This is a genomic window from Vulcanisaeta souniana JCM 11219 (assembly GCF_026000775.1).
Classification (GTDB): Archaea; Thermoproteota; Thermoprotei; order Thermoproteales; family Thermocladiaceae; genus Vulcanisaeta; species Vulcanisaeta souniana.
This window is the reverse complement of record NZ_AP026830.1, coordinates 251,881-266,378: the sequence shown is the minus strand read 5'-3', so window position 1 is coordinate 266,378 and position 14,498 is coordinate 251,881. Positions and strand designations below refer to the sequence as shown.

Sequence of the window (14,498 nt, the reverse complement as noted above, 5' to 3'; positions counted from 1 at the left end):
AAGGTTGGGACGCCATGGTTACCCGACCATCATGGTTGAGATTGGGGAAAAGGCTCCGGACTTTGAGCTCCTGGACACGGAGTTAAAACCAAGGAAGTTATCCGAATTCCTCGGTAAGAGGTTCGTAGTCATACTAACCTTCCCAGCAGCCTTCTCTCCAGTATGCACAAAGGAGTTATGCACCTTCAGGGATAGGATGGCGCTACTAAACAAGGCAAATGCCGAGGTTATAGCTGTAAGCGTGGACACACCATTCACACTCAAGGCATTTAAGGAAGCAAATAGGCTAAACTTCACATTATTAAGCGACTTCAATAAAGAGATGATTACGAAGTATGGAATCGTCCACGAGAACCTACTCGGCCTTAAGGGCGTCGCCAAAAGGGCCGTACTCATACTCGACCCCAAAGGCACTGTAGTCCACAAGTGGGTTAGCGATAACCCAGGTGTTGAACCACCCTATGAAGAGGTAATACGCATAGTTGATGAATTAAATAAGAAATACTCCCCATGATACGAGACACACATAAGCCAATAACCCACTCAAAAACAACAAAATCATCACCGCAACAACCCAAGGCTAAAAGCTTAAATTCCCAATAATCCGTTCTTTTCCCTGGGCCGGTAGTCTAGCCTGGAAGGATGCCCGCCTCGCACGCGGGAGAACCCGGGTTCAAATCCCGGCCGGTCCACCACGGGTCATTCTTTTCCCTGTTTCTTAATGCACTGGGTTTGTTCCCAGTTAATTTGGGTTTCGTCCCTTGAATTACTCGTTCATTGACTTCCAACGCCCTTATGAGAGACTCTTGATAGCGAAATTTCATGATTTAATACCCACATCCCTCGTTCTAGAGGAAGTAATGTGGATAATGAAAAATGGGCTTCATGAATAACGATTACACTATACGGCTCTTAAGCTAACCATTATTCATCGAATTCTACGTCACATTTAGGCAATAAATCGTCAATCACTCAAGTAGGTATTAGTTACAGGACTGAAAAACTGAACTTGCTCGATTCACTTTCTCTGAATAGCCGAAGTTAAAAAAAGTCCCGTGAAATAATAGATTCTGATGGTTATGGGTTTGGGAAGGGGGTGGTTGTTGGTGGTTTTGGTTGTTGTCGCTGTCCTTTCCTTGGTCTTTGCTTTCCACGTGGCTAATAGGTTGGGGGGTGAGGTCGTTGGTCAGGCAAGTCCTAATGCCGTAGGTGGGTCAGCATTGGTAAGTATTAACGTGCCTATTTACGTTGTTGGGCCGGCAACACTCATTCAGGGATTAATCAACGCGGGCATAAACCAATCAACAATCAAACCAACAACCACAAACCAATTAACAACCCTACCAAACAATAGCATAATAATCATCGACTGGTCAATAATAAAACCGAGCATCATAATGAACGACTCAGGTGATAAGGTCAAGGTTAACCTAACAAGCCCGGTGATTCACGGGCTGGCTAACGCAATTGCCAGGGGTGATATTGTTGGTATATATGCAAACGCAAGTGATGAGGGCATCATCGAATTCGTACTAGCCTATTCATGGGCTAAGGCAATTAATAATGGGTTGATTTTAAACGGCGTAATGCTCAGGGAGGAAGTCCCAGACTATTTAATTGCTTACCCAGTAATCCCAGTGAGCGATAGAGAGCCAGCGGTGTTCGTTGTAAAGTGGGTTAGACCAAGAGGCCTGATCATAGGCCCAATATACCTAAACCAACTACCGCAGTTCATAGTAGGTATTATGAAGCCTATCCTTAGGTTGAAAGATCCATGTTATGCCGAGTATGAGAAATACATTGGCGGTTCTTATTCAAACCCCGCACCTGGTGTTTATTCGACAAGCAGTAGTACCCTCATATGGACAACACCAATGTGGGTTGGTATATCGGATAGTGGTGTAGAGGGGTATACCGACGGCAATGGAACGTTCTATTGGGATACATGTCTCGCCGTGGCTAACTCGATTAATGAGGAGCAGCTAGGTGGATATAACCCAACTTATTATCTAGCGGCTCAGGTTCTTGGCTATGAGAATTATTATGAATCCTCAACTATGTATGGTAATAATGGTTATATTGTTTCACAGCTAGGGGCTATTGATTATTATTACGGATATCAACAATACAGCGCCGGTGCAACCAACGCATTCATTGGTGATCAAGGTGGTGGTACGTTCAGTCCTAGTTCGTGGAATCCACCATCAACAAGTAATACGGCTAGCTACACCGTGTCGTTTGGTGTAACCGTTACGGGAATTCCAAGCGTTAGTGTTAGCATATCATTACCCACCGGTACTAGTGAGAGTATTAGTGGTTCACTTAGCCCTGCCGAGACAACAAGTTTTAATGGCTGGACTGTAGAGGTGGCTAACATTACGTGGATCTTCAACATAGGTTATGGTGCTAATCAGCGGGATTTCCCAAATTCCTTTGAAGACCTAACACCGGCTAACATATACTTATCAAGTTTAACATCGCAGAACACGGCTGTGTTCAATGTTGATTTTGAGAATAATGTGGTCACGGCACAATACCCATGCGCCTATGAGGTTTATCAAACTATCTGGGCCGATATTAAGTGGGTGGTCATTGTTACCCCGCAATCAAGCACAGCAGCTAGCATATCAGGTCAATCATACATATATGGCTCACCATATTCCTACGTAACCGGTGTAACGTCATATGCGGTGCCCATAATATGTCCATTCCTGAGTAAATAGGTCTTATGAGTTTAATTACCAGGTTTACATAAGCAACTTAAGCAGTTACTACCCAGCACCCACACTCTACGCAGATTTCAATGCAGGCCCATGCTCATAACCCAAGAATCTAAGAGCAAACATTTCCCTTTTCCCTCTTGCCTTTATGCACTTCGTGTTTGTTGGAAGATAATGCGCTGGATGTTGCGGATCTTAGTAGGGTCTCAGTCCACGACAGCCCAGCCTTAGTCCTCGAAGGATTGACCCTGGCCCACGCATTGGAATATTGATTAAGACCAAGAAATCACCATTTTGAGGAAGATAAAGCATTACTAGCTAAACTATGTTATTATGTCACCGCAGGTGTATGGTATGGATTCGCTGTATGATGTTACTCCGGTTATGTCGTACGGGCTTTGTTGATTTACTATCTGAGCGCTGAAGCCTGTTGGTGGTGATGAACCTGGGTTGTACTGTAGTACCCACTGGATTTGGGTCCATATAACCTCGTAGTTATAGACCCATGCAGTGCACGGTATGTCCTGCACCGACGTGACTAGATTAACGCCTAATTCATTGTTAAAGGTGGCGGTTTGATAAGTATTGAGCCCCTGCGGTAGTACCCACTCATCGGCGTCCTCGGCGAATGCCACTATGTACTTCTGATTAGCCTGTTGGCTTTCACCCATGTAGAACCGCCAGGTGTTATTAAAAGCTGCCGTATTCGTAGTTGGCGCTGTATTCTCACTCTGAATCCTGACGGATGATGGCGATTCACTATACTCAACCTCGAATGCCATATTCACACCACCAGTTCCAAACTCGACTGTGAATCTCACGACGTAATTTGATGACGTTGATGCCGGGTTCGCACCACTCTCATACTCTAGGTATGAATTAGTGGTGCCGCTTTGGTAATCATCCCACCCCAGCTCATGGTCCATGGTGCCTATGAAGTAGTTTATGTAGCCATTGTTACTAATCATGGTGCTTGACGGTGAATAGGCGATCCATGCGGCAGTTGCCACAGAGTAATACGGCGCAGCGCCGGCGGGTATATATGGTTCCCCATTGCCGTTATAAACGAATATGCACGTATCGTAGTAAAGGGTGCCATTGCCATCATTATAAGCCTCGGTATCAACGCCATTATAATAAGGTTGATAATCAAAGACGACACCGCCTAGGCTATTCTCATTTTGAACATACTTCTGGCACGGATCAACATTCGTTAATGTCGTACTCTGTAACTCATATTGTTCGTAAATATTAAGAGGCGATACCTGGTTTGACCCTACTTCACGACCCCATGTACTGATTGTTCGTTGGTAGTTAGTTATTATGCCTATTATGTCTTTGGTTTTGTAGCTACTGCCGAATACTAGTGCGTTTTTGCTGCCGAAGGCTGAGAGGTACTGCCCGGCGATGATTGGGTAGGTCGTTATTTTACTGCCGTAGGCCTTGGCCCATGACTGAGCCAAGGCCAACATTGCCAATGGGCTTTCCTCAGTACTTGATACGTGAATAATCACCAAGTCACCCCTCCTAAATAGTACATTCAGGACGCCAGTAATTACCGAGTAATCACTACCCGAATAGCTCAATAAAGAATCCCAATCAATAACAACAACACTATTGTTTGGTAGGGTTGTTAATTGGTTTGTGGTTGTTGGTTTGATTGTTGATTGGTTTATGCCCGCGTTGATTAATCCCTGAATGAGTGTTGCCGGCCCAACAACGTAAATAGGCACGTTAATACTTACCAATGCTGACCCACCTACGGCATTAGGACTTGCCTGACCAACGACCTCACCCCCCAACCTATTAGCCACGTGGAAAGCAAAGACCAAGGAAAGGACAGCGACAACAACCAAAACCACCAACAACCACCCCCTTCCCAAACCCATAACCATCAGAATCTATTATTTCACGGGACTTTTTTTTAACTTCGGCTATTCAGAGAAAGTGAATCGAGTAGGTTTGGTTTTTAGCTTCGTGATTAGGTAGGAATTAAATAAGGGTGATGCGCTGTTACCCAATGTTCTGTTTAAATTTCGGTAGGACTTCACCGCGGGTTGTAAAGCTTATTTAGGGTGTAGCGTTAATGCTTCTAATGTTTTCGTTGTCGGACGTTTATAGGGCTAGGCAGGTGATTAGTAGGTACTTGCTGAGGACTCCCCTCGTCTATTCACGTCAGTTATCTAGGTTGCTTGACTTTGATGTTTACCTGAAGCTTGAGAATCTTCAGCCAACCAGGGCGTTTAAGGTTAGGGGTGGTGTGTATTTCGTGATGGTTAGGAGGGATGAGGCGCAGAGGAGAGGGTTGATTGCGGCGTCCACGGGTAATCACGCGCAGTCCGTTGCTTACGCCGGTAAGTTGATTGGTGCCAGGGTCGTGATAGTAATGCCCGAGGGCGTGTCCAGGGTTAAGGTTGAGGCTTTAAAGGACTTGGGCGCTGAAATAGTATTTCACGGTAAGGTGTTTGATGAGGCCTTGGACTACGCAATGAGCCTTGCCAATAGGGAGGGCTTACTATTCGTGCATAGCACCAATGAGCCACTGCTCTATCCAGGGGTTGGTACGATGCACCTAGAGGTTATTGAGGATTTGCCTGACGTTGATGTGGTGATTAACCCAATAGGCGGTGGCTCGGGGGCTTCGAGTGCCGTGATTGTCTATAAATCCGTTAGTCCATCAATTAAGGTCATAGGTGTACAGGCCGAGGGCGCGCCAAGTGTTTACTTATCGCTTAAGGAGGGTCGGTTAGTCTCCGTGGGTTATGCTAGGACTATTGCTGAGGGCTTGGCCACGGCTAGGGCCTATGAGTTGCCGTTCAGCATATTGAGGGGTAGGATTGATGATGTGGTTCTCGTTAGTGATGATGAGATGCTCAGGGCCATTAAGGAATTAGCCCTTAACGCTGGGCAGGTCGCGGAGCTGGCGGGTGCTGCTGCGTTGGCCGCTGCCATGAAGTTGAGGAGTCAGTTGGTGAGTAAGAAGGTCGTTGTCATGGTTACTGGCGGTAATATTGACCCAGAACTATTTATGAAGGCCCTTGAGAATTATTGAGTGGTATGAGGAGAATTATTGTTTTGGGATTTGTGTCCTCGTTGCACAGGGACAGAGTTCCCGCAGTTAGGGGTATTGATAGGATTGTAACTAGTACCGATGAACTAAGAGGGTTGGATATTAATAATGCGTTCGTCACAGCCTTAATACTGTCTGGTGGTGTTAGTCGCCTGGTTAGGGAGTTTGCTGAAGATTATGGGTTACGTAGATTATTACTCGTTTCTCACCCAGATTTTAATAGCCTGGCCTCGGCCCTTGACGCGAAAGCCATACTTAGTGAAATTGGTATTGACTCAGGGATTCTACATCTAGATGATCTAAGCGGTATCGATTATGCATTGAGAGTTACCAGAGCCATTGCATCAATACTAGGTGTTAGGGTTGCCCTGCTTGGTGTTGGAGCTAAGGATAACGTGGCCAAGGCGTTTGAGGATAGGGTTGAGGCTAGGGTTGATACCATACCCATGGAGAACCTTGAGGAATTGATAAACAATGCTGATGAGAAGATCGCCACCGAATTCATGAACCACACCAAAGGTAGGGTTAAGTTTGAGGTTAGTGATGAGAAACTTAGGAACGTTGGTGAGATATATGCCGCCATGCGTAGTCTTTATGGTAAGTATGATGCCCTAGCCATTAATTGCTTCCCATACCTGGTCAAGCATAGGGTCACTCCATGCCTGGCGCTGGCTAGGCTCAATGAGGAGGGGTTGATAGCAGCATGCGAAGCCGACTTAAGGGCGTTGTTCTCCATGATCATTGCAAGGGAGTTAACTGGTTATAGTGGTTGGATTGCAAATACGAACCGCATTGAGGGAAGTAGAGTCACGATGGCCCACTGCACCATAGCCCTTAACATGGTTAGCAATGCCAGGGCAGTTACACACTTTGAATCAGGGTTTAGTTATGGTTTAACTGGTAAGTTGCTATTTAATGAGGTAACTGGAGTTTCCGTCTCAAGTGATTTCAGGAGGATGGGGATCTTCAACGCTAAGGTTATTGAGTCAGGGTTACTGAGTGATAGGATGTGCAGAACGCAGGCAGTGCTCGATCTTGGCATTAATTCATCAGTCATCCTTAGACTGGCACCGTATAATCACCACGTCATAATACCCGGCAACGTAACTAGAGAGCTGGAGACCATAGCCAGTGTCCTTGGTATGGAAGTCGTTAAGTATACACCATAGACTCAGCACTCGCCTTTCATGCCCTTTGGCGGCGTGACTCCCCTCTGTCCCAGGTACTTACCAAGGTACTTCGCTTCGCCAATAGCTCTAACCGGAACCACGTGTAGGAATCTCATGCGGGGCCTAAGAACCATGTAGTTACCGCTATTGTTTATGACCTCTATCGTCACGTTGCCCTCGAAGCCCGCGTCAATTATTGTCGGTGGTACACTGAGGCCGTATCTGGCGAGAGTTGAACGTAGGTTGCAGAAGCCGACTACGTCCTTTGGGAACTTCACGTACTCCATGGTAGTTAGTAATGCGAAACTTCTTGGTGGTATTACGATTCTACCGTCCTTAGCTTCAACAATACTGAACAAATGCCTTGTGCTCTCCAGTTCGCATGGATCTATTACTTGTCCATCGAAGGCGTATATTGCGTATTCAGTGCCTACTCTTAGATCAAGTCCATTTTCCCTAACAACATCCTCACTAAAGGGTTCTATTGATAATACTCCATCCTTAATGAGTTTTAGTAACTCATTTCTTGCGAGAACCGCCATTGATCAGTAACGGGTTTTCGCAATTTATTTTACTACCACGTGTTTTTTATCGGTATCTCTCACGTATTACTGATTGACCATGTATACCTGAGTCCATGGGTACTTACCCTTGTCCTTAGTATTCCTTATATCATCTAGTTTCTTCATCATTTCCTTGAACTCATCATAGCTAATCTTCCTGAATAATGGCCTCACATTACTAACCCTTATTCCAGGCCTGGGTGGTTCGTATGCATCCTTCCAGGTCAACTTACCGAAACCTGACATGGCCCATAGATCCTCCATAGACCTTGGCATCACAGGCCACAGCCCAATGGATAGCATCTTAACCATGTGGAACGCATTAAGCATGACCGCCCCCGCTTCATTCCTATTGCTCTTTATTAGTTCCCAGGGCTGTCTCTCGTTTAGGTACCTATTGCCAACCCTAGCAATCTCTACTGTCTCCAACAGTGCATCCTTAAGCTCAATTCTTTCATAGTGCTCCTCAGAACTCCTGAAATGATTTAGTGCCTCATCCCTGTACTTAATATCAGCATCACCTAATGAACCACTGGGTACCTCTCCATTGAACCTCATGATGATGAATGAAAGGACCCTGTGTATGAAGTTACCAATTACGTCATTAAGTATTGAATTTATTAATTCCAGGGTTTGATGCCAGGAGAAGCTCGTGTCCCTACCCTCTGGTCTTTGGTATATTAATACGAACCTCCAGTAATCAGTTGGCATCAAGGCAAGTGCCTCGTCTGCCCAAACGCCAATCCTCTGGCTCTTGGAGAACTTCTTACCCTCAAATAGTAGGTACTCGGTTGATGCCGTGGTGTACGGCATTACATACGGATCCCCAGAGGCTATGAGCATTGCGGGCAGTAGTATTACATGGAATGGTATGTTATCTTTACCCACGAAGAACACGACCCTCGTGCTGGGATCAAGCCAGTACCTTCTCCACTCGGATTCATTGCCCTTGCTTCTAAGGTACTCTATTGTGGCCGATATGTACCCTAGCACAGCCTCAAGCCATACATATATCGTCTTACCCTCTGCACCAGGAAATGGTGCCTCAATGCCCCACTTATTATCCCTTGTTATGGCCCTTGGCTTTAATCCCTCCTTCAGCATACCCAGGCTCATTTGCCTGGCATTCTCGGGTAATGCTGTGTTTTCCACCACGTACTTCCTAACCTTATCCTCAAGCTTCGTTAGGTCCAGGTACCAATGCCTTGTCTTGACCCAGGTCGGTTTAGAGCCGCATATTGCACACCTTGGGTTTATTAGGAGCTTCGGTTCCAATAATCTGCCGCAATTCTCGCACTGGTCTCCGCGTGCCTTATCATAACCGCAGTAGGGACATGTGCCTATTATGAACCTATCGGGTAGGTAAATCTTATCCTTAGGGCAATAGGGTACCTCATCCTCCTTAGTGAACACGTAACCATTATTATAGAGCTTCATAAAGAACCCCTTAACGAACTCCTTATGGACCTCTGACTCAGTCCTAGTATAATTATCAAAGCCTATTTCCCATAACTCAAAAAGCCTCTTTATTATCTCATGCATCCTATCCGTTAACTCCCTAGGCCTTATGCCAAGCTGTAATGCCTCAACCTCAATTGGTGTTCCATGTTCGTCAGAACCAGACACGAAGATCACGTCATCGCCCCTAAGCCTCAGGTACCTCGTAAATACATCAGCCGATAGTATAGAACCAACTAGGTTGCCTAGGTGAGGCACTGTGTATATGTACGGCCATGCAGACCCTATAACCCACCTTCTCCTATCATTTCCAGGTTGATCACCCAATAACACAGGATGGGCTGGGAAATTTAAGTTTTAAGGATTTACTACAGAGAAGTTATTCAACTCGGATTTCGAACCCCTTCTTTCCAGTGCTCTTTTTCTTTAATTCCACGGTCAGTACGCCATTCCTGTAGGTGGCCTTTGACTGGTTTGGGTCAACCTCGACTGGCAGGTCAACCTCCTTGTAGTACTTCCTATCGCTGTTCCTGGCGCTTATAATTAACTTCCTACCATCATCACTAACCCTAATACTTATCTTGTCCTTATCGACGCCGGGCATATCCATTATAACCTTTACTGAGTCTTCTTCCTCAATGACGTCAGTTAATGGTTCAATGTCCTCCTCTATAATTGGTCTTTCGCCCCTGGGTCTTACGTTGCCGAACTCCTTGATCCTGGGTTTGCCATCGGGACCTATTGAAATTTCAAAGCCGTAATAGTAATACTTAGGCTTGGCCTTACCGCTACGCTTCTCTTCCTCTTCCTCTGGCGCGGTTCCCCTCATCATCCTCTCCATATCCTCCTCCATCTCCCGTTCAAGCTCCTCGAAATACTTTTGAATTCTCTTGAACCAGTTATCTATATCTTCAAACCACGACATACAGTGCTAGATTTAATATAAACCTTATAAACTTTTATTGTTCCTCCAACTCTATCTCTGGTTTCTCCTCAGTACTCTCCTTCATTCTCCTCATTATTCTTGTTATTTCACCAGCCACTTTATTACGAACAGGTTTGCTGGATATATCGGCTAACTCGGAAACCATCCTCTTATTGTTCTCGAAATCGTCAGTAAACTTATCTGGGTAGACCTCAAGCAACCTCCTCGCAAGACTCTTTATGAATTTTTGCCTTACTCGTCCCATTGACTTACCGTATTATTAACTCCCTTTAAAATCTTATGTTATGTACGTAATGCTAATGCTTTTAATACCTGGCTTAGGTGTTGTTATTGCCGTGAATAGCGTAAGGATTAATGTCATGGAACCAATAATGAGACCCACCTACTTCCTCACGGGATTTGCTGGTATCGGCATGGTTGGCTATCTGGTCGTTCAACACCTGTCTAATTCCCTTAATTGCCGTAGGGTTGGATTCCTGGTTATGCCGAGGGAACCTCCCTTCAGTGCCTACGTAATTAATACCAACATGTTATCGACGCCTGGCGAGATTTATTATTGCCCAGGTCCTGAATTCACAATATCCATTATTCACTGGGATGGGGACTTCATGACTAAGTACGCTCATGAAGTTACCAGGGCACTTGCCCATTGGGTGTACATCAATAATTTTAAGGAGGCAATACTCTTTGGGGGGCTGGACAATAGACTGAGGGGTGAGGATGCTGATCAATTAAGGGTTGCGGTAACCACGGAATATAGAAAAAGACAGTCCCTGGGTGGCATTAAGCTTATGGAATTGAACTACGCAATAGTGGGGCCCCTCGCACTGCTAATGAATGAACTAGAGAGACTGGGTATACCGGCAATTTCCATATTGCCGTATGCCGAGCCTTTCCGCGCAGACCCCAATGCGGCTATTGTTGCAATTCAATTCTTGAAGGAATTAACGGGCATTGAGGTTGATGTGAGCAGGCTAAAGGAACTAGCCGATATGATTGACAAGGAATTAAAGGAGATCCAGGAAAGTATAAAGAGGAAGGAGGGACCGCCGCACTACATATGAGGACTGCATTGAATACTACTCACAATCTTAGCTATCCAGGGTATTAATGAGGATAATTCCTGCCTGGAAGCAACCCCAGTCACAATAACGCCTCTAAAGCCACCAAGTTCTGTAATTAGTCTCTTCATTGATTCCTCACGTCCTCTCCTGGTAATAATCAGGACATCAGTGAATCCCATCCTCAGTAATTTCTCAAGATATCTGCGTAGTAAGTTATGGGAGAAAAACCGTAGGTAATTGGGTGTGGGTTCAGGATATTCATGCTGCGACAGTGGGTAAATCTCACTTATTTCATACGGCACTGGGCCTAGCACTGGATTATTTATAACCACGTTTACCTTGCTTAGCAGGTTATTTGTTAATAATTGATCTAACAACCAGGAAAGTACAGAATCCCTTATGTATGGTCTATCTAGGAACTCACCGGGTAGGATAACTACAAGGCATCCCTTGGGTGGTTCGTAGTTATTGAGGATCTTCTCCACATGCCTAATAACTTCGGGCCTATGCAATGAATCAATTGATGTGATGTGTAAGGCCCTTACGCGCCCTGAGGCTTCGGGGATCATCCTAAGGAAAGCCCTTAACCCTCTCCTTAATGCCATTAAGGCTGACCTAGCCCTTGCATCACCACCAGCCTTTTCCTCGATGTACTCCCAAAGGGTTCCCTCCTTGATCCTGGCCTTAATCTCCTGAAGCTCCTCCCATAGTACATATAGGTTATGAATTGCCAGTAATCTTTCACGCTCAGCTTTGCCCATGCTCATTAACTCCTTGACACTGTACCTCCTACAAACAGGGCAGTTGCAGGGTATCCTATCAACCTTAACCTCACTAAGCCTTACTGTCCTGTCCCTAAGGATTACCCTATCATCACGGGCGTAGAGTACGTAACTCGCTGAATCAAATAGGTCAATGCCCATGGCAACGGCAAAGGGCAGTATTAATGGGTGTCCAGCCCCGAAGAGATGTACTGGTTTACCTGGTGGTAGTTTCATTTTTGCAGTGGCTATCATCCTCATTATTGTTGAGAAGTCGTACTCCTCAAGCAACGTTGTTGGGCTACCTACGGCATAAATATCAAAATTCAATTCACTCATTTTCTCGGCAGAGTAACTAAGTAAATCTAGCTTATCACCGCCCTGTACTGGGCCCACCATCAACATCCTATGCCCGGGATCCCACATCTTGGCCTTAACAAGGGCTGACTTGGCCCTCCTCAATGTCTCCTCGACTTCAAGTAATACCATGTCCCTAGGCCTACCCCATTGAGTCGGTATGTCGAGTATCACGCCGATGTCCGTGCCTATGTCAATTTCGTACTTAAGAATCTCGTCAGGAGACACCTCAACCTTACCATACATCAGCAGTTGGTATGCACCCGAGTCTGTCATTATGGGTCCATCCCAATCAAGTAGTTTGTGAATGCCGACCTCCCTGACTAAGTCACCATAGTGCCTCTTGAGCAAGTAGGCATTGGTTATTACCTGGTTGAAGCCAATATCCTTGATCTCGTCTAGTGCCACAACTTGTTTTGCGGGATTTATCACGGGAAATAATGCAGGTGTTTCAATAATGCCTGTCCTGGTCCTCAATGCACCGATCCTTCCCATTAAGTCCTTATCCAACACCTCAAATGACATCCTTGACAATAACCCTAGATCCAGAGCTATTCTAAAATGTATCTTATGATCGCCGCGTGATCATCAATAATTACTCATTGCTAGGTTTTTCGTTTAGACATGAACTCATCAAATAACTCCTTAACACGTTTTGCCAGTGGTCCTGAACCTTCAATGCCCGCTGTCGTCACCTTGACATTACCTACCTGGACTATGTTAGCCTCCTCCACATACTTAACCATGCCGGGGAAGTACTTATCGATGTACCTGGCGAATTCCCTGAGGTCCACGAATTCTTGGACGAGGACTATATCTATTATTGCGTGACCCATTATGAGGACTCTCGGGAATTTCTCGTTCCTATTATTCACGGCGTCTACAAGCATCACATTTAACGAATTGTCTATACCAACGAGGGTTCCTTGGTACGTTGTACCCGTACTTGTGGTTATCCTGACCTCCTTATTGATCATGTTTAGCAATTCCGCGTTAAACCTCCTCGTTACGTCTGCCAGTAATGACATAATCAATCGGTACTTACATAAGATAAGCTTTTTTAGTATTTTTCCTTATCACGTATCAATGCAATTAAGCGGTGATTTCAGGGTTATTAATGTCAAGGAAACTGGTTACAGGGGTGTGGTTAGGCTCGATATGGAGGGTGACTCCGGCGTATCCCTGGGTCTCGAATATCCTAGGGATGCTGTTGGTGTTGACATTAAACAGGGTAGTAATGTCAAGGTTAGTATTAGTAATGATAAGGACCCGAACTACGCATCCAATTGGGATGTCTACATGAATGGGGTTGTTTATTACGTGGGTGGAAACTCCGTGAAGATATCAATTGGTGGACTTATAATGGATATTAATAATTTTAAAAATGATGCTAGGGTTGGCGAGAAGGTTTACGTTGGTTTAAAGGTGATTAAGTAAGCCGAAACTTTCAGCTAACTCCCACACCCTACTGCATTTTAATAACCCTGAGCTATACATAATATAAGCACTGGACTTATTAAAATACGAAAATAGGCATTAATGTCATGAAGTGCCCATACTGCGGAAGTTCAAGGATAATTGAGAGAGATGGAGAGTATGTATGTATGGATTGTGGTAGTGTTTTGGGCTCTGTATACGTTTACGATACATATACACAATCATCACCATTATTAGACAGTGAGGAGATTGATTTATCGCCAATATGGAGAACCATAGATAGAAACATAAGGAGCAATAACAGTGTGAGGTTGAGTATATATAAGAGATTGAAGGTCATAAATGATAGATTCAGGCTGAAACACGAAAGCTATTCAATGTATAGGGCATATGAGTGTATGGCATTCATTGCCAGGTCCCTCGGTATTGATAATCAGTATGTGGAGGAGGCGAAGCTTATATTCCGAAAAATAATGAATGCAGACAATGTATCAGCCACGTATTATCAAGCAGCCGTCGCTGCCATGCTTTATGTAATACTCTCGCACAACCTGCCAGTAAATACCAAGCATGTCATAAATGTTTGCAAGTCAAGAGGTCATAAGCTCACCTTTGAGTCAATAAGGGAGTCCCTGGCAATCGTTAAGGTCAAGTATAGCCTTAGGGATAGGTTACTATCGTACGTTAAGTCAGGCCTTACAAAGTTATTTGGTGATTCCTGGGTTACCATGTATCCTGAAGCCGAGAAGTTCCTTGGCAAATTAAGGAAGCCCATGATGCAGTCAAAGAGTCCATCAACATTGGCAGCGGCAATTATTTATTGCATTAGCAGGGAGTTCGGCTATAAATTGAAAATAGAGGATGTGGCCAGGGCTACCCAGGTTAGTCAATTTACCCTGAGGGATTACGTGCATAGGCTATGCCGTGATTAACACGGTAATAATTAAGCATGG

Annotated in this window: 14 protein-coding genes and 1 tRNA gene; 8 read left to right on the top strand and 7 right to left on the bottom strand. The window is 45.0% G+C overall.

Features of this window, described 5'->3' with window-relative positions; translation table 11 throughout:
- Positions 1–31: 31 nt before the first annotated feature.
- The 3 genes from Vsou_RS01380 to Vsou_RS01370 all read left to right on the top strand — a co-directional run bounded on the left by Vsou_RS01380 (position 32) and on the right by Vsou_RS01370 (position 2,723).
- Positions 32–514: a peroxiredoxin gene (locus tag Vsou_RS01380; RefSeq protein WP_188604164.1), complete on the top strand. Its 483-nt coding sequence runs from the start codon at positions 32–34 to the stop codon at positions 512–514.
- Positions 515–618: 104 nt separating this feature from the next.
- Positions 619–695 (top strand) — tRNA-Ala (locus Vsou_RS01375).
- Between the two features lie 411 nt (positions 696–1,106).
- Positions 1,107–2,723, top strand: a complete 1,617-nt coding sequence (locus tag Vsou_RS01370) for a hypothetical protein (protein ID WP_264890749.1) — start codon at positions 1,107–1,109, stop codon at positions 2,721–2,723.
- Positions 2,724–3,043: 320 nt separating this feature from the next.
- Here the strand turns inward: Vsou_RS01370 and Vsou_RS01365 are convergent, their stop codons facing one another.
- Positions 3,044–4,582, bottom strand: a complete 1,539-nt coding sequence (locus Vsou_RS01365; protein WP_264890748.1) for a hypothetical protein — start codon at positions 4,580–4,582, stop codon at positions 3,044–3,046.
- Positions 4,583–4,815: 233 nt separating this feature from the next.
- On the opposite strand from Vsou_RS01365, the gene Vsou_RS01360 reads away from it, so the two are divergent.
- On the top strand, positions 4,816–5,772 hold the full coding sequence (locus Vsou_RS01360; RefSeq protein ID WP_229709862.1) for a threonine ammonia-lyase: 957 nt from the start codon (positions 4,816–4,818) through the stop codon (positions 5,770–5,772).
- A 5-nt stretch (positions 5,773–5,777) separates the two neighbouring features.
- On the top strand, positions 5,778–6,959 hold the full coding sequence (locus Vsou_RS01355; RefSeq protein WP_188603623.1) for a fucose isomerase: 1,182 nt from the start codon (positions 5,778–5,780) through the stop codon (positions 6,957–6,959).
- 2 nt (positions 6,960–6,961) lie between these two features.
- Here the strand turns inward: Vsou_RS01355 and dcd are convergent, their stop codons facing one another.
- The 4 genes from dcd to Vsou_RS01335 all read right to left on the bottom strand — a co-directional run bounded on the left by dcd (position 6,962) and on the right by Vsou_RS01335 (position 10,170).
- Positions 6,962–7,501: a dCTP deaminase gene (gene dcd, locus Vsou_RS01350; protein WP_188603622.1), complete on the bottom strand. Its 540-nt coding sequence runs from the start codon at positions 7,499–7,501 to the stop codon at positions 6,962–6,964.
- 66 nt (positions 7,502–7,567) lie between these two features.
- Complete coding sequence (gene metG, locus Vsou_RS01345; RefSeq protein WP_229709861.1) at positions 7,568–9,313, bottom strand: methionine--tRNA ligase; 1,746 nt, start codon at positions 9,311–9,313, stop codon at positions 7,568–7,570.
- 46 nt (positions 9,314–9,359) lie between these two features.
- On the bottom strand, positions 9,360–9,905 hold the full coding sequence (gene hsp20 / locus Vsou_RS01340; protein ID WP_054844306.1) for an archaeal heat shock protein Hsp20: 546 nt from the start codon (positions 9,903–9,905) through the stop codon (positions 9,360–9,362).
- A 34-nt stretch (positions 9,906–9,939) separates the two neighbouring features.
- Positions 9,940–10,170 (bottom strand): 30S ribosomal protein S17e, encoded by a 231-nt coding sequence (locus tag Vsou_RS01335; protein ID WP_054844307.1) that lies wholly within the window; start codon positions 10,168–10,170, stop codon positions 9,940–9,942.
- Between the two features lie 55 nt (positions 10,171–10,225).
- Between Vsou_RS01335 and Vsou_RS01330 the strand changes: the two genes are divergently transcribed.
- On the top strand, positions 10,226–10,990 hold the full coding sequence (locus Vsou_RS01330) for a proteasome assembly chaperone family protein (protein ID WP_229709860.1): 765 nt from the start codon (positions 10,226–10,228) through the stop codon (positions 10,988–10,990).
- On the opposite strand, the gene tgtA is transcribed toward Vsou_RS01330, so the two are convergent.
- Together tgtA and Vsou_RS01320 are read right to left on the bottom strand one after the other, a co-directional pair.
- On the bottom strand, positions 10,981–12,633 hold the full coding sequence (gene tgtA, locus Vsou_RS01325; protein ID WP_188603620.1) for a tRNA guanosine(15) transglycosylase TgtA: 1,653 nt from the start codon (positions 12,631–12,633) through the stop codon (positions 10,981–10,983). The genes Vsou_RS01330 and tgtA overlap by 10 nt on opposite strands.
- Positions 12,634–12,713: 80 nt before the next feature.
- Complete coding sequence (locus Vsou_RS01320; RefSeq protein ID WP_054844309.1) at positions 12,714–13,136, bottom strand: Lsm family RNA-binding protein; 423 nt, start codon at positions 13,134–13,136, stop codon at positions 12,714–12,716.
- Positions 13,137–13,194: 58 nt separating this feature from the next.
- Here Vsou_RS01320 and Vsou_RS01315 point away from each other — a divergent pair, with 58 nt between their 5' ends.
- Positions 13,195–13,545 (top strand): hypothetical protein, encoded by a 351-nt coding sequence (locus tag Vsou_RS01315; RefSeq protein ID WP_054844310.1) that lies wholly within the window; start codon positions 13,195–13,197, stop codon positions 13,543–13,545.
- Between the two features lie 107 nt (positions 13,546–13,652).
- Positions 13,653–14,477 carry a TFIIB-type zinc ribbon-containing protein gene (locus Vsou_RS01310; RefSeq protein ID WP_054844311.1) on the top strand — a complete coding sequence of 275 codons (825 nt, stop codon included), beginning with the start codon at positions 13,653–13,655 and terminating at the stop codon, positions 14,475–14,477.
- The last annotated feature ends 21 nt before the right edge of the window (positions 14,478–14,498 follow it).